This is a genomic window from Bradyrhizobium sp. 956_D2_N1_4 (assembly GCF_052076025.1).
GTDB lineage: Bacteria > Pseudomonadota > Alphaproteobacteria > Rhizobiales > Xanthobacteraceae > Bradyrhizobium > Bradyrhizobium barranii.
Genome location: NZ_CP197237.1, coordinates 7233308 through 7248972 on the forward strand (window position 1 = coordinate 7233308; position 15665 = coordinate 7248972).

Here is a 15665-nt window from a genome sequence, read left to right on the forward strand (position 1 = left end):
GACCAAACCGATGTCGTCACTCCCCGAAGCCAAACTGGACGTCCTGCTCGCGCATCACGCCTCGCTCGAGGCCGAATCGCTCGGCCAGCTCGCCTCCGAACGCTATGTGCAGATCACCCGCGAGCTCGCCGAGCTCTCCCCGCTGATCGAGGCGGTGAAGGCTTATCGCTCCGCCGTGAAAGAGCTCGCCGACACCGAGGCGCTGATCGCCGATCCCGCGACGGATGCCGAGATGCGCGGCATGGCGGAAGCCGAGCGCGACGAGCTGACGCCTAAAATCGAAGAGCTGGTCCAGAAGATTCGCGTCGCGCTGCTGCCCAAGGACGCCATGGACGACCGCAACGTGGTGCTGGAAATCCGCGCCGGCACCGGCGGCGATGAGGCCTCGCTGTTCGCCGGCGATCTGTTCCGGATGTACGAGCGCTTCGCCAGCTTGCAGGGCTGGAAGGTCGAGGTGATCTCGGCCAGCGAAGGCACGGTCGGCGGCTACAAGGAAATCATCGCGGAGGTGCAGGGCCGCGGCGCGTTCTCGAAGCTGAAATTCGAATCCGGTGTGCACCGGGTGCAGCGCGTGCCGGACACCGAAACGCAGGGACGCATCCACACCTCCGCCGCTACCGTCGCCGTGATGCCGGAGGTCGAGGAGGTCGACGTCGATATCAAGAACGACGATCTGCGGATCGAGACCATGCGGGCGCAAGGCGCCGGCGGCCAGCACGTCAACAAGACGGAATCGGCGATCCGCATCACCCACATCCCGACCGGTATCGTGGTGATGATGCAGGACAGCCGCTCGCAGCACAAGAACCGCGCCTCCGCCATGAACATCCTGCGTTCGCGCATCTACGACGCCGAGCGCCAGCGCGTCGATGCCGCCCGCTCGGCCGAGCGCAAGGAGAAGGTCGGCTCCGGCGACCGCAGCGAACGCATCCGCACCTATAATTTCCCACAAGGACGCGTCACCGATCATCGTATCAACCTGACGCTCTACAAGCTGCCGCAGGTGATCGCCGGCGAAGCGCTCGGCGAATTGACCGACGCGCTGACCACCGAGCATCAGGCCGCACAGCTCGCCGCGCAAGGCGCAGCCGCCTGAACCGCGCCTCAGCGCGCTTTGGCCCGGAACGATCGCAGGATCTTGGCCAGGGCGGGCGCGGCGGCACTCAGCTCGTCCAGGTGAATGCGCGAGAGCGATCGCAGCTTCTGCTCGCCCTTTGCCGTCAGCCTGACGAGGACGCGTCTTGCGTCCTGGGGATCGGCTTCCCGGCCGATCAGCTTCAGCTTCGCCATGCGATCCACCAGCTCCACCGCGGTATGGTGCCGGATCAGGAGGAAGCGCGCGATGTCGCCGACGCTTGCGCCGTCGGGGGCGGCCAGCCCCTTGATCGCCAGCAGCGCCTGATGCTGCTGCGGCGTCAACCCGGCACTCTGGGCCGCGGCTTCGCTGAACGCCAGGAAGGTCCGGAGCTGATAGCGAAACTGCGCGAGCGCCGCATAGTCAGCCTCGCGCATCGCGCCACCCTTTGAGGGCGCCGCGGATGCGGGGCGCGTCGTCTTCCGCTTCGATTGGGTCATTCCTGCCTGCGACGTCGAGCCCGCCGGTGAAGCGAACGGGCGCTGCCGAGACTAGCAAGGAAGGACAGGCGGAACCAACCGAGCGGCGCCGCGGATGCACAAATATCGGGGCCTATTCGAAACTGGAGAGCAGGATCTTCACCAGGATGACCTGAAACGCGATCGGGATGCGAACGCTCTTTCGCCTGATCGAGCGCTGGAGCGCGCTGGCGATCTCGGCGCTGGTCAAGGCCCCGGCCGACGCATTGGCAATCAACTCCGCCCACATCTGCGACAGCGAGCCGCCGGGCGGGATCACCGGCTTGATGGTCGCGCCGCAGCCCTGCGCCCAATCCACGATCTCCCGCATCGTGTGAGGTCCGCAGTTGCGCGCGGTCGCAAGGCGCTCGGCCGTCAGCGCGAGCAGCAACTCGCGCGATGGCAACCAATTCCCCTTCGGCGGCTGTTCGCCGGTGAGCTCCACCGCAAGCTCCTTCAGAACATTCTGCGCGCGCACGCTCAGCTTCTGCATCGGGCCGGGGGCCCGCTTGACCTGGACGGAGCCGACGACGGGTCCGCGCCGGCCGGCTGACCGGCTGCGCGGCTCGGACACGCGGGAGGCATCGCCCGACTGCGGCGCCGCGCGCTGGTCACTGCCCTCCCCCGCGGGCCACGCAGCCTCCGGCCGCTCCGCCTCCTGCGGCCAGGATCGTCGCTTTCGGGCACCCGCCACTGTCGTCTGCCGCACCATTTCTCTCGCCGGACCCGCCAGCCTCGTACTCACAAAGACTAATATATATCGTGATCCGATATGTTTTCACGTGATAATTTTCGTCGTTCGACCAAAGACGAAATTGACAGAAGGGCTTCACAAGCAATGCTTAGGGCCAAGAGCTACACGCGGATGTGACGTGCCCGGCGCAGCAGGCCAGCGAGGTCGGCTGGCCGGACAGGCCGTGCTTGCGCCCGCAAACAAGAACGATGTTCGGAGGAAACGACCATGACTGACGATCTCATCCGCCGCGGCCTCTCGCGCCGTGGGCTGCTCCAGACCACAGCCAGCCTCATCGGCGGCTCGATGTTGCCCGCGATGCCGGTCTTTGCCGAGGACAAGCCGGCGATCGGCTCGTATCCCGCCGGCGTTTCGGGTTCCACCGCCTTCATCGGAATCTCGGTCCCGCGCACCGGCACCTACGCCGTGCAGGGCGAGGACGAGCTCAAGGGCTACCAGCTCGCGATCGAGCACATCAACAGCGGCCACGACCTGATCAAGAAGATTTCGCCGAAGACCAGCAAGGGCGTGCTCGGCAAGGAACTGAAGTTCGGCGTCGCGGATTCCGCGGCCAAGCCGAACGAGGCGGTGCAGGCGCAGCAGCGCTTCATCAGCGAGAACAAGGCGATCATGATCACCGGCGGCACGTCGAGCGCCGTTGCGGTCGCGCTCAACAAGCTCGCGCAGCGCGAACACGTGCTGTTCGTGTGCGGCATTTCCGGCTCGAACGACACCACCGGCAAGGACTGCGTTCGCTACGGCTTCCGCCAGAATTTCTTCGGCCAGACCGCCGCCGCGGCGATCGGCCCGGTGATGGTGAGGGAGTTCGGCAAGACCAAGAAGGCCGCCTACCTGACGCCCGATTACACCTACGGCCACACCGTCACCAAGTCGATGCAGGACTTCCTCGCGACCGCGGGCTGGACGACGGTGACCAACCAGGTCGCACCGCTCGGCGCGCCCGACTATTCCTCGTATCTGCTGAACGTCGCGAATTCCGGCGCCGACGTGCTCATCAACGTCAACTGGGGCCACGACGCGGTGCTGTCGACCCAGCAGGCCAAGCAGTTCGGCGTGCTCGACAAGATGAAGCTGGTCGTTCCCTACCAGGTGCCTTTCATCGCGCGCGAGACCGGCGGCCTGATGCAGGGCGTCTACGCCGCCACCGACTATTGGTGGACGATCGAGGACAAGTTCCCGCTCGCCAAGATGTTCAACGAGGCCTTCGAGAAGAAGTACGGCTACAAGCCCGAATGGGGCGCCGAGAACGCCTATGTCAGCTTCGCGCACTGGGCCCACATGTGCGAGCAGGCCGGCAGCTTCAATCCGCCCGACGTGATCAAGGCCTACGAGAAGGGCGAGACGATCCCCTCCCTGGTCGGCGACGTGCATTACCGCCCCGAGGATCACCAATGCGTCCGCCCGGTGATCATCGTGAAGGGCAAGCAGCAGAAGGACATGAAGAACAAGGAAGACTGGTACGACGTCGTCGAGATCGTCCCCGGTGAAGGCCTGATGCAGAAGCCGGACGCGTTCGGCTGCCATCCCGGCGATTACAGCTGAGCCCGCGCTAACCCCTGTGACGCCGCGGGCTGCACTCTGGTCCTGCGGCGTCACCTTTTTCTGACGCGCACCATGGCGCGTCGCAACGGCGATTGTCGCATGATCAGTTGGCCCAACCTCGTTTCGCAGCTTTTCAACGGGCTCGCGCTCGGCGCCCTGCTCGCGCTGATCAGCTCCGGCCTGACCATCATCTACGGCACGCTCGGCGTGCTCAACCTCGCGCATGGCGCGATGTTCATGATCGGCGGCTATGCCGGCTTCGTCGCCTACCAGTACACGGAGTCCTTCATCGTCGCCGTCATCGCGGGCTCGCTGTTCGTGATGCTGCTCGGCGTCGCGATGGAACGCGTCATCATCCGCCATTTCTATCATCGCCCGCACGAGGATCAGCTGCTCGTGACCTTCGGGCTCGGCATCTGTTTCGTCGAGCTCGTGCGCCTGATCTTCTCGAGCCAGTCGCAACTGGTGCCGCCGCCGGCCCTGTTCCAGGGCATCACCAATCTCGGCTTCATGTTCTATCCAACCTACCGCCTCGCCGTCGTCGGCATCGTCGCGGTCGCCCTCGGCGCACTGTTCATCGTCCTCTACCGGACCCGGCTCGGCATGATCGTGCGCGCCGGCATCGAGGATTCGGTGATGGTCGATTCGCTCGGCATCAACGTCTACCGCGTCTTCATGGTGGTGTTCGGCATCGGCGCGATGGCCGCCGGATTTGCCGGCATCGTCAACGCGCCGGTGGTGTCGCTGACACCGGGCATCGGTGACGACATCCTGGTCCAGACCTTCGTGGTGGTGGTCATCGGCGGCGTCGGCTCGTTTCCGGGCGCGATCCTCGGCGGCCTGATCGCCGGCGAGATCATCAGCGTCACCTCCATGTTCAACCCCGGCTACGCCTATGTGATGCTGTTTGCGGCGATGACGCTCGTGCTCGTGGTGCGACCGCATGGCCTGCTCGGCGTCCAGGGCCGCGAGTAAGCGATTTCCTGATGCTCAAGCAACGCCCGTTCCTGATCGAGAGCCTGACCGCGATCGGTTTGATCGCAGCCCCGTTCGTGCTGCCTCATCTCGGCTTCGCCCCGAACACCGTGAACCGGATCCTGGTCTGGGGCCTGTTCGGTCTCGGCTTCGACATCCTGTTCGGATTCACCGGCCTGCTGTCGTTCGGCCAGTCCGCCTTCTACGGCACCGGCGGCTTTGTCGCGGCCTACCTCCTGACCCGCGCGGGTTTCGGCAACGTGCTGGGCGCACTGATCATCGGCATGGTCGCGGCGGCCGCGACCGGCTACCTGATCGGCCTGATCGCGCTGCGCCGCACCGGCATCTATTTCGCCATGATCACCGTGGCGATCGCGGAGGTGTTCTTCTTCGTCGAGTTCAATCCGCTCTCGGATTTCACCGGCGGCGAGAACGGCCTGCCGGGCGTGCCGACGCCGAGCTTCAATCTCGGCTTTACCACCATCCACTTCACCAATGGCTGGTCGCTCTATCAGTTCATCGCGCTGTGCTACTTCATCGGCGTCATCATCGCGCTCAGGATCGTCCGCTCGCCTGTTGGCGCGATTCTGAGCGCGATCCGCGACAATCCGCTGCGCGCCACCGCCGTCGGCCACAACATCCACGGCTACAAGTTGACCGCCTTCGTAATCGCTGCGGCCTATGCGGGCTTCGCCGGCGGCCTGCTCGGCGTATTGCAGGCCTTCATGCCGCCCGATGCCTTCACCTTCGACACCTCGGGCCAGCTCGTGATGCAGACTGCCATCGGCGGCAGGGGTACGTTGTTCGGACCGCTGGTCGGCGCAACAGTCTGGCTCTTCCTTCAGGATTTCCTCCAGTCCGCGCTGGGCCTCGGAGCGGCCTGGAAGCTGGTGCTGGGCGTCGTGTTCGTGGTGCTGGTCTGCTTCCTGCGCGGCGGCATTGTGGGCGGCCTCGTCGATCTCTACGGCCTCGCGTCCGGCAAGCGAGCGCGGAAGGCTGCGGAGACGGAGGAGGAGGCCGAGATCGAGACGCCACAGCAAGCTCCGCCGGCGCCGATGCAGGCCAAGGAGGTCGCGCATCCCGCCTATTCCGGGCCGATCCTGAAAGCCACCGGCCTGACCAAGCGCTATGGCGGTCTCGTCGCCAACAGCGACATCGATTTCAGCGTCAATCAGGGCGAGTTGCGCGGCATCATCGGCCCCAACGGCGCCGGCAAATCGACCTTCTTCAAGATGCTGACCTGCGAGATCGCGCCGACCTCCGGCCGGATCGTGTTCGAGGGCCGCGACATCACGGGACTGAAGGTCACCGAGGTCTGCCAGCTCGGGCTCACCAAGAGCTACCAGGTCAACCAGCTCTTCACGGGCCTCACGGTGCGGCAGAACCTGACGATCGCAGCACTCGCCGAGCTGCGCGGAAAATTCCGGCTCGACCTGTTCCGCAAGCTCTCGGGCGTGAAGGGCCTGACGGAGCAGGTGGCGCACACGCTTGCGCTGGTCAATTTGACCCGCCGCGCCGACACGCCGGTATCCGAGCTCGCCTATGGCGAGAAGCGCCGGCTGGAGATCGGGCTTGCGCTCGCCACCTCGCCGCGCCTGTTGCTGCTCGACGAGCCGCTCGCGGGCATGAGCCCGCGCGAGCGGGTCGAGACCGTCAAGCTGCTCAAATCGATCGCGCGCGGGCGCACCATGATCATCATCGACCACGACATGGATTCGCTGTTCGAGCTGGTCGAGCGCGTGACAGTGCTCCAGGAGGGCAAGGTGCTGCTGGACGGCACACCGGAGGAAATCAGGACCAACGCCGCAGTGCAGGAAGCCTATCTCGGCGGCGTTCACGGAGAGATCGCCGCATGAGCCTGATCGAGGTCAATGGCCTGAACAGCTATTACGGGGACTCCCACATCCTGTTCGACGTCGCCATGCGCGTCGAGCGGCACGAGGTGGTGGCGCTGCTCGGGCGGAACGGCGCCGGCAAGAGCACGACGCTCAAGAGCCTGATGGGCGTCGTGACGCCCCGCAGCGGCAGCGTGAAGTTCGACGGCATCGATATCGCCGGACGCAAGAGCCACAGGATCGCGCAGGCCGGCATGCAGCTCGTGCACGAGGAGCGCCGGATCTTCGGCAGCTTGTCGGTGGAGGAGAACATCGTTCTCGCCGGGATCACCGCACCGAAGCGCTGGCCGCTCGAGCGCGTCTACGAGATGTTTCCGCGGCTGAAGGAGCGGCGCAACAACCGCGGCACCGAGCTCTCCGGCGGCGAACAGCAGATGCTCGCGATCGCCCGGGCGCTGGTGCGCGATCCCAAGATCGTGCTGCTGGACGAGCCGTTCGAGGGGCTCGCGCCCGTCATCGTCCACGATCTGGTCAAGGCCTGCCGCGAGCTCGCGGCCGCCGGCCAGACCATCGTGCTGGTCGAGCAGAATCTGGCGGCGACGCTGGCGCTGGCGACGCGGATCTACATCATCAACAACGGCCACATCGTGCACGAGGGGCCGGCGCAGGAGCTCAAGGCCCAGCCGGAGCTGCTGCAGCGATACCTTGGCGTCTAGGTCGAGTCCCCCTAAACTCCGGGATATCTGCTTTCGAGGGCGCAGCATGCGGCCTCGCCCCCGGAATGTCGCCTTGGGCGGCGAGTTCAACCGACCGCTGCAACACATTCTGCGAACTTCTCAGCCGGCGTCTGATAGAGCAAGGTCTTTCTCGGCCTTTCATTGAGCTGCCTTGCGATGGCACTGAGCTTGGCCTGGCTGTGCAAGGACAGATCGGTGCCGCGCGGAAGATATTGGCGCAGTAATCTGTTGGTGTTTTCGCTTGACCCGCGCTGCCAGGGAGATCGAGGATCACAAAAGTAGACCTCGACTTCGGTGGCCAATGTCAGCCGTTGATGGTCTGCGAGCTCCTTGCCTCTGTCCCAGGTCAGCGACCGGTAAAGTTCGCTGGGCAATCGCTGCGATTGCTTGATCAGTGCCGAGACAACGCTTTCGGTATCCTTGTTCGCAACCTTGACCAGCATCACGTAGCGCGAATGGCGCTCGACAAGCGTTGCGACATAACTATTCCCCGAACCGCCGATCAGATCGCCCTCCCAATGGCCGGGCACCGCACGATCTTCAACTGACGGCGGCCGCTCGCTGATGGAGACGGCATTCTTGATCTGGCCGAGCCCGTTTCGTTTCATGCTGGCGTGCCTCGATCGGCGGACCGTGCGCCTCGCCCTCAGGTGCTCAAGAAGCTCCTTTTTCAGCACGCCGCGCGCCTGAATGAACAGGCTGCGATAGATCGTCTCGTGTGACACCTGCTTTTGAGGTTCCCCCGGATAGGTGCGCTTGAGCCAGCCGGCAATTTGCTCCGGTGACCATTGCCGCTGAAGCAAGGTCGATACTGTCCGCCTCAAGAACGGACGGCAAGCCAGCTTGCAAAGCTTGGGGCGCCGCGCCCGATCCCACGCGGCCTGATCGGACCCCGCAGCCCGATAGCGCTCTGGCCCGCCATTGCGCTGGACTTCACGGCTGATGGTTGATGGAGATCGTCCCAAGTGGCGCGCGATCGACCGCAACGAGCAGCGCATGCTGAGCCATCGAGAGATCTCCTCTCGTTCGGCCAGGCTGAGCGCCTGTTTGGCACGGTGCCTATCTAGAGGACGAATTCCGCCGGTCGGCGAGATCACTGAGAAGACCGACGAGGACTTCCGGTCAAATCGGCGTCCGATCGAGCTCATCGGCTCGCCGGCCTGCCAGCGATCCCAGATTTCGGATCGCTGGGCTGCCGAGTAATAAATGCGACTTCGCCGTTTCATGTCCACACTCCATCTGTGCTAAAAGATTAGAGTGTCGCGCTGACCAATTGAGCCCACCGCCCAAAGCGGACACAGGGTCGCCTTTAGCCGAGGTGAGGTCTTGCCAAGCCGAACCGAACCTGAGGGAGGAGACGCTATGAGCGCGATCTGGCCGGAGATTCCCTTCGAGGCATGGCGCGAAACCTGTTCCGCGCTTCATCTGTATTGCCAGATTGTCGGCAAGTATCGGCTCGCGAGAACGCCATGGGTCAACCATTCCTGGCACGCGACCTTTTACGTGAATGCACGCGGGCTCACGACTTCGCTGATTCCAGACGCATCAGGTATCGAGATCGTCTTCGATCTCTCCCGTCACGTCCTGATCGGAGAAGCAGCTGATGGGCGCAGGGCGGAAATGCCGCTCGGGCGAATGTCCGTCGCCGAATTTCACGCCCGGTTCTGTGATTTGGTAGAACATCTCGGCGGAACACCAGAATTTGACGGTCGGCCCAGTGAGGTCCCGGATCCGATCCCGTTCACGGAGGACCGCCAAATCAGGCCCTATGACGCAGACGCCGTGACGCGGTTCTTCCGCGCCCTCGTCGCGATCAACGGAGTGTTTTATCGGTTTCGGACGGGATTCACCGGGAAGGTCAGTCCGGTCCATCTCTTCTGGGGCAGCTTCGATCTCGCGGTGACGCGCTTCTCTGGGCGTTCCGCTCCGCTTCACCCGGGTGGCGTCCCGGGTTTGCCGGACGTCGTGACACGCGAGGCCTATAGCGATGAGGTCTCGTCCGCCGGCTTTTGGCCGGGCGGAGGTGGTACAGACTTTGCGGCCTTCTACTCCTATGCCTACCCCACCCCGAATGGCTTTGCTGACGGACAGGTCATGCCGGCGGGCGCATACTTCGATCGGAAGCTTGGCGAATATCTCCTGCCCTACGACCTTGTGCGAAAATCCAGCGAGCCAGAGGCCACGCTCATGGCGTTTCTGCAAACCACCTATCAGGCAGCAGCTGATGTCGGACGCTGGGATCGTGCCGCGCTCGAATGTCCGATTGGCTCTCCCCTTCGACCCCGCCCGCTGAACAGGAACTGATGATGGTTCGATGAAAGATCGCTGGCTCGCAGTTTCGGTGGAGCGAAGCTGCGCCAGTCGATTTCGAGTTTGTCTCGATGATGGGTTTCGCAACAGCTCTACCCGTCCTACGGTCTTGCTGCAGCGCTATCTCGATCAACTGCCAAGTGCCGCAATCATCCGCTTGGCGTGATCGGCGAGCACGGCCATGTCTTCCTTGCGCGTCTGCGCCGGCAGCAGCTCGATTCCGGCCCTGACCGGCATGACGTGCATGTGCAGGTGGAAGACCACCTGCCCGCTCGCCGGTTCGCTGAACTGCTGCAGGATGATACCCTCGGCGTCGAACGCCTTCATCGCCGCAATCGCGATGCGCTTGCCGGTTCGGGCGACCGCGGCGAGATCGTCATCCGCGATGTCGAGGATGCCACGCGCCGGCGCCCGGGGAATGACCAGCGTGTGTCCAGGCGAGCGCGGCATGATGTCGAGGAAGGCGAGGCTGCGGTCGTCCCTGAAAACCTCGAAGCAGGGAATCTCGCCGCGCAGGATCTTTGCGAAGACGTTCTGATCGTCGTAAGCCGTCATGAACCCCTCGCTCGCTGCGAGGTGCGATCAGACGCGCTCCTTTCCGTTGACGCAAGCAATGCCGCCGATCTATCCACGATACCAGGCAGGATGGCTCCATTGGCGACAGGTTTCGATTCCGGACACAGCATCGAGAGTGCGCGGCGCGCGCTTGCGGCACGGCTGCAATCGGCCGGCATCGAAGAGCCCGCCCTCGACGCGCGCCTGCTCGTCGGAGCCGCGCTGAGGCTTGATTTGACCGGCATCGTCACGCAGGCGGCGCGGCAGCTCACGCCCGACGAGGCAGCGCGGCTCGAAGCCTATGCGCAGCGCCGGCTCGCGCATGAGCCGGTCGCCCGCATTCTCGGCGCGCGCGAATTCTGGGGCCTGCCGTTCCAACTGTCCGAAGCGACGCTGGTACCGCGGCCGGACACCGAGACCGTCGTCGAACTGGCACTGGAGATCTTTCGGGAGGCCACGATATCGGGGCCGCGCCCGCGAATCGCTGATATCGGCACCGGATCCGGCGCGATCCTGCTCGCGCTGCTGCACGAAATTCCCGATGCCTTCGGTGTCGGAACCGATCTCAGCCTCTCCGCGCTCGACACCGCGCGGAGCAATGCCGCAGCACTGGGCCTCGCCGGCCGTTCCGGCTTCGTCGCTTGCTCCTATGCGGCGGCGCTGCGCGGCCCGTTCGATCTCATCGTGTCGAATCCGCCCTATATTCCCTCAGGGGAAATTCCGAAACTGAGCCTCGACGTGCGCGAGCACGATCCGCATCTGGCGCTCGACGGCGGCAATGACGGCTATGACGCCTACCGCGCCCTGATCCCGCAGGCGGCCGAGCGGCTCGCCCCCGGCGGGGCGTTGATCGTCGAGGCGGGGCAAGGGCAGGCCCGCGATATTGAAACCTTGATGACGGCTGCCGCGTTGTCTGTGGACAGGCCGCCCAAGGCCGATTTGGCGGGCATCCCGCGGGCGGTTTCGGCCCGAAAAATGCCCCCATAAAAGCCGGATTGGGTTGCAAAAAACCTCTTGGAATATCCCTTGGGAACGACTACGTTCCGGTCAACACATCGGTGCCGGCCCCGTAGACCTACGGGCAAAAGCCGGGCTCTCGGGCGAGAGCTTTACTGATTTAAAGGTTCCAAGCCGCAGGTCCTGTTGAGCGCGATGGCCATTGGAGCTGCGCTGCTCTCCGACCGCAAAGTGAACGAAAGCCTGATATTGCGCTTGAAGACTTACGCAACAAAGCTGGGCTTGTTTCGGCAGGCGATATGAATGGGTTCGCTGGCAATGGATGCTGGCGGGTGGGGAACGCGTCTTTGTTGAACGCGACGGTCGACGGACATCGGCAGGGTTCAAGCCGCTCTTGCGCGCGGTGCGCACGAGAGATGTGAACCGCTGTCATCAGGTCACTCCGAGCAATCAGTAACGCGTGCAACCTTTAGGGCTGGAATTAAAGGCAGGACATGAGAAACGGTCAGAACAAGCAGCGGATGCGCAACCGCAATAACAATAATAATAACAACAACAACAACCGGCGCGGCCAGAACCCGATGACCCGGGTTTACGAATCGAACGGACCCGACATCAAGATCCGCGGCACGGCTTCGCACATCGCCGAAAAATATCTTCAGCTCGCGCGCGATGCGCGCTCTTCCGGCGACCCGGTCGCCGCCGAGAACTACTACCAGCACGCCGAGCATTATTTCCGCCTGATCGCGGCAGCCCAGGAACAGTTCCGCCAGAACCAGCAGCCGCGCGGCGACGAGCCCGTCAGCAACAGCAGCGACGACAGCGAGGACGACGGCGAGAATTTCTCGAATTTCGGCCAGGAGCCGGGCTTCGTCCCGCAGCCGCCGCAGCAGCAACAGCCCTTCATGCGCGACCGCGACGGCCAGCGCGATCACCAGCGTGATCATCAGCCGCGTGACGGCCAGCAGCCCTATCAGCGCGACAACCAGCAGCCCCGCGAACATCGCGAACGCGACCATCGTGCGCCGCCGCAATATCAGCCGCAGCCGCTGCCGCTGAACCAGCCGCAGCCCGTCGTTGCCGACACGGGCAGCGTCGATCGCCTGCCCTCCTTCATCACCGGCGCACAGCCGCAAGTGAATAGTGCCGCGAATGGCGGTCCTGGTGGCGTGGAAGGCGGCGGTGGCGGCGAACGCTTTCCGCGGCGGCGCCGCCGGCCGCATGGCCCGCGCCCCGAGCGCGAGGCGGCTCCGGCCGGCTCCAGCGACGAAGTCGCCTCCGGCGAGTAAGCTTTTTCCGATGTTCTGATCTGCAATCGTCCCGGCCTCGCGCCGGGACGATTTGTTTTCAAGTGCGCGTCACCGTCGAGGACGGCACCAGCACCGGCTTCAACGAGGGAATCAGCCGCGCGCGCTCGCGCTTGGCGGGGATCGCGCGATAGACCTGCTTGGTCGCCTCGACAATGTGCACGCCGGCAAAGGGCAACGACAGCGCCGCGCCCGCACGCTCCCACACCTGCGCCGATTTCAGCACCCAGCCGCCGGCATAGGGCGGCATGAACAGCGCCTCGCCCCAGGCGGTCGGCGTGAACCAGGTCTGGCGCAACAGGTCGGTGATCTGCGAGCGCGAATAGGGCCGGCCGTGACCGAACGGTGTGCTGTCGGTGCGGGTCCATACCCCGCGCCGGTTCGGGATCACCGCGATCACACGGCCGGAGGGCGACAGCACCCGCCACACCTCGCGCAAGAGCGCGGCCGGGTCGTCCGACATCTCCAGCGCATGAATCAGCAGGATCCGGTCGACCGCGGCGTCAGGAAGCGGCAGCGAGAATTCATCGACCAGCGAGGCCAGCGCCGGCCGGCCCGTCGGCCATTTCAAGACGCCCTGCGCCGACGGCATGAAGGCGATGCAGCGCTCCGCGTCCTCGCGGAACAGGCCGAGATAGGGGGTGGGATAGCCGATGCCGAGCACACGCTGGCCCGCGGCGGTCGGCCAGCGCTCCCTGATGCCGCGATTGATCATTTGCCGCGCCACAATCCCGAGGCGACGGGAGTAGAACTCGCGGAGGTCGACGACATCAATGGTCATGACGGCAATGTAACATGCACGAGGCGGCTCCCGCGCCCGGAATATTGCATTGCCTGCGCAACGTTAACGCCATATTTGTCTGCGGGGCTGAGCGCGATGGAGATGACATGGCCGCCGAAATTCGTACTTTCACCTGTTTAAACGACAATTTCGGTTATCTGATCCACGATGTGGAAACCAAGGCGACGGCGTCGATCGACGCGCCGGAGGCCGGCCCCATCCTGAAGGCGCTTGAGCGCGAGGGCTGGCAGCTCACCGACATCCTGATCACCCATCATCATGGCGATCATGTCGGCGGGGTCGCCGAACTCAAGCAGAAATACAATTGCCGCGTCGTCGCGCCGCATGACAAGACGACGAAGATCGCCAACGTCGACCTGCGCGTCGCTAATGCCGACATCGTCAAGGTCGGCAGCTTGCTGGGGCGCGTACTGGAGACGCCGGGCCACACGCTCGACCACATCTCCTACGTGTTCGACAACGAGAAGACGCTGTTCGCGGCCGACACGCTGTTCTCGATCGGCTGCGGCCGCGTGTTCGAAGGCGACTACCCGATGATGTGGGACTCGCTCCTGAAGCTGCGGGCGCTGCCTGACGACTTCAAGCTCTATTGCGGGCACGAATACACCGCGTCCAACGTCAAGTTCGCACTCACCATCGACCCCGACAATGTGGCGCTCCAGGCACGCGCGGCGGAGGTGGCGAAGCTGCGGGCCGAGAACAAGCCGACCATTCCTTCACTACTTGGTGACGAGAAGCGAGCAAACGTGTTCCTGCGTGCTGATGAACCGTCGGTCGCAACCAGGCTACACATGAAGGGCGCGGACGCTGCCGCGGTGTTTGGCGAACTGCGCGAGCGCAAGAACAAATCCTGAAGAAGAAATCCTGACGGGGATCGATGCCGACCGCAGCCGAGATCATCGCACGCCTCGAACTCCGACCGCATCCCGAAGGCGGTCACTACCGCGAGACGTTTCGTGACCAGACCACTGATACCAACGGCCGGTCGCGCTCGACCCTCATTTATTTCCTCCTCGCGCGCGGCGAACGCTCGCACTGGCATCGCATCGACGCCGTGGAGATCTGGCACTACTACGCCGGCAGCCCGCTGACGCTGCGCATCGCGCATGAAGGCTGCTCGCAACACGAGGTGCGGCTCGGCACGGATCTTGTGAGCGGCGAACGGCCGCAGGGAATCGTGCCGGCGAATGCCTGGCAGATGGCGGAGAGCATGGGAGAGTGGACGCTGGTCGGCTGCAGCGTGGCGCCCGCATTCGAGTTCGCAAAATTCGAGCTCGCGCCGAAGGGCTGGGAGCCGTAAGGCGCACTGTCATTCCCTGGCGCCGCATGGCGGCGAACCCGAGAACGACGGTCACCGCTTCCGCAGCACCATATCCTTCGCCGCGATCAGGCCGCCGCCGGCGATCAGAATCGCGGCGAGAGCGATGTTGGCGCTGGCTTTTGCAAAACCGGCGGCGATGAGGAATCCGGTCGAGAGCAGCGGCGTCGCATAGGATGCGGCGCCGAGCACGCGGATGTCGCCGCGCTTCATGCCGATGTCCCAGGCGTAGAACGCGGCGCCGACGGGACCGATGCCGAGGGCGGCCACGGAGAGCCATTGCAGCGTCGTCTCCGGCCACACCGTGGTTTCAAGCAGACCATGCATCAGCGCGGCGAGCACCGCGGTGGCTAGGCAGAAGCCCGCGACCGCATCGGTCGGCACCGCTTTCAATCGCCGCGACAGCACCGAATAGGTCGCCCAGACGAACGCCGCGATGAACGCCGCGATCAATCCCGGCAGCTGGCCCGGTGCGAAGCCGGAGGTGCTCCCGGCGAACAGCAGCACGGTGCCGACGAGGCCGAGCACGGCACCAATGATGTGATGCACGGCAAGCCGCTCGCCCGGCAGGAACGACGAGAACAGCACGATCAGGAGCGGCCACATGTAGTTCAAAAGACCGGCTTCGGCCGGCGGGGCAAAGCGCAGCGCCAGGAAATACAGTGCGTGATAGCCGAACAGGCCACCGACGCCGACGACCCATACGACCAGCGGCTGACGCAAGCTCCTCGCCGCATCGCCGCGGCCGACCCAGGTGAGGAGGCCAACGAGACCGCCGATCGCGAACGTCATGGCGGCGAGCTGGAACGCCGGAATCTTTCCGGTCGCCACCGTCATCACGGAAAGCAGCGACCACATCAGGATCGCGGTCAATCCGATCAGTGTGGCTGTGCGCGGGGTCATCAATCGAAAGGCCCTGAGGACGATGATGCCCGGCACGAGGCCGGGCATTTCGTCTTCACTATCGCCTTGTCGCGCCT

Annotated in this window: 16 protein-coding genes; 10 read left to right on the forward strand and 6 right to left on the reverse strand. The window is 64.5% G+C overall.

The window, feature by feature from the left end; translation table 11 throughout:
* Positions 1–10: 10 nt before the first annotated feature.
* Positions 11–1096: a peptide chain release factor 1 gene (gene prfA / locus AB7535_RS34210; RefSeq protein ID WP_354113792.1), complete on the forward strand. Its 1086-nt coding sequence runs from the start codon at positions 11–13 to the stop codon at positions 1094–1096.
* A gap of 8 nt (positions 1097–1104) precedes the next feature.
* Here the strand turns inward: prfA and AB7535_RS34215 are convergent, their stop codons facing one another.
* Both AB7535_RS34215 and AB7535_RS34220 read right to left on the reverse strand, forming a co-directional pair.
* Positions 1105–1575 carry a MarR family winged helix-turn-helix transcriptional regulator gene (locus AB7535_RS34215; protein WP_354113791.1) on the reverse strand — a complete coding sequence of 157 codons (471 nt, stop codon included), beginning with the start codon at positions 1573–1575 and terminating at the stop codon, positions 1105–1107.
* Between the two features lie 112 nt (positions 1576–1687).
* On the reverse strand, positions 1688–2305 hold the full coding sequence (locus AB7535_RS34220; protein WP_175617951.1) for a hypothetical protein: 618 nt from the start codon (positions 2303–2305) through the stop codon (positions 1688–1690).
* 249 nt (positions 2306–2554) lie between these two features.
* On the opposite strand from AB7535_RS34220, the gene AB7535_RS34225 reads away from it, so the two are divergent.
* The 4 genes from AB7535_RS34225 (at position 2555) to AB7535_RS34240 (ending at position 7415) form a co-directional block, all read left to right on the forward strand.
* Complete coding sequence (locus AB7535_RS34225) at positions 2555–3889, forward strand: substrate-binding protein (protein WP_354113789.1); 1335 nt, start codon at positions 2555–2557, stop codon at positions 3887–3889.
* A gap of 99 nt (positions 3890–3988) precedes the next feature.
* On the forward strand, positions 3989–4864 hold the full coding sequence (locus tag AB7535_RS34230; RefSeq protein WP_354113788.1) for a branched-chain amino acid ABC transporter permease: 876 nt from the start codon (positions 3989–3991) through the stop codon (positions 4862–4864).
* An 11-nt stretch (positions 4865–4875) separates the two neighbouring features.
* Positions 4876–6720, forward strand: coding sequence for a branched-chain amino acid ABC transporter ATP-binding protein/permease (locus AB7535_RS34235; protein ID WP_354113787.1), 1845 nt, complete (start codon positions 4876–4878; stop codon positions 6718–6720).
* Positions 6717–7415, forward strand: coding sequence for an ABC transporter ATP-binding protein (locus AB7535_RS34240; protein ID WP_071908500.1), 699 nt, complete (start codon positions 6717–6719; stop codon positions 7413–7415). Before AB7535_RS34235 ends, AB7535_RS34240 begins: the two co-directional genes overlap by 4 nt.
* 86 nt (positions 7416–7501) lie before the next feature.
* Here the strand turns inward: AB7535_RS34240 and AB7535_RS34245 are convergent, their stop codons facing one another.
* Positions 7502–8662 (reverse strand): IS30 family transposase, encoded by a 1161-nt coding sequence (locus AB7535_RS34245; RefSeq protein ID WP_439037442.1) that lies wholly within the window; start codon positions 8660–8662, stop codon positions 7502–7504.
* A gap of 136 nt (positions 8663–8798) precedes the next feature.
* Here AB7535_RS34245 and AB7535_RS34250 point away from each other — a divergent pair, with 136 nt between their 5' ends.
* Positions 8799–9740: a DUF5996 family protein gene (locus tag AB7535_RS34250; RefSeq protein WP_354113786.1), complete on the forward strand. Its 942-nt coding sequence runs from the start codon at positions 8799–8801 to the stop codon at positions 9738–9740.
* Positions 9741–9875: 135 nt separating this feature from the next.
* Here AB7535_RS34250 and AB7535_RS34255 read toward each other — a convergent pair whose 3' ends face one another.
* Complete coding sequence (locus AB7535_RS34255) at positions 9876–10301, reverse strand: HIT family protein (protein ID WP_166346284.1); 426 nt, start codon at positions 10299–10301, stop codon at positions 9876–9878.
* 90 nt (positions 10302–10391) lie between these two features.
* Here AB7535_RS34255 and prmC point away from each other — a divergent pair, with 90 nt between their 5' ends.
* Positions 10392–11288 (forward strand): peptide chain release factor N(5)-glutamine methyltransferase, encoded by an 897-nt coding sequence (gene prmC, locus AB7535_RS34260; protein ID WP_354113785.1) that lies wholly within the window; start codon positions 10392–10394, stop codon positions 11286–11288.
* 464 nt (positions 11289–11752) lie between these two features.
* On the forward strand, positions 11753–12547 hold the full coding sequence (locus tag AB7535_RS34265; RefSeq protein ID WP_354113784.1) for a DUF4167 domain-containing protein: 795 nt from the start codon (positions 11753–11755) through the stop codon (positions 12545–12547).
* Between the two features lie 58 nt (positions 12548–12605).
* Here AB7535_RS34265 and AB7535_RS34270 read toward each other — a convergent pair whose 3' ends face one another.
* Entirely contained in the window at positions 12606–13346 is a 741-nt protein-coding gene (locus tag AB7535_RS34270) for a class I SAM-dependent methyltransferase (RefSeq protein WP_014490441.1), read from the reverse strand.
* A gap of 107 nt (positions 13347–13453) precedes the next feature.
* Here AB7535_RS34270 and gloB point away from each other — a divergent pair, with 107 nt between their 5' ends.
* Positions 13454–14221 carry a hydroxyacylglutathione hydrolase gene (gene gloB, locus AB7535_RS34275; protein WP_247314682.1) on the forward strand — a complete coding sequence of 256 codons (768 nt, stop codon included), beginning with the start codon at positions 13454–13456 and terminating at the stop codon, positions 14219–14221.
* Positions 14222–14244: 23 nt separating this feature from the next.
* Positions 14245–14667, forward strand: a complete 423-nt coding sequence (locus AB7535_RS34280) for a cupin domain-containing protein (protein ID WP_208083507.1) — start codon at positions 14245–14247, stop codon at positions 14665–14667.
* Between the two features lie 51 nt (positions 14668–14718).
* On the opposite strand, the gene yddG is transcribed toward AB7535_RS34280, so the two are convergent.
* Positions 14719–15588 carry an aromatic amino acid exporter YddG gene (gene yddG / locus AB7535_RS34285; protein WP_354113823.1) on the reverse strand — a complete coding sequence of 290 codons (870 nt, stop codon included), beginning with the start codon at positions 15586–15588 and terminating at the stop codon, positions 14719–14721.
* Between the last annotated feature and the right edge of the window lie 77 nt (positions 15589–15665).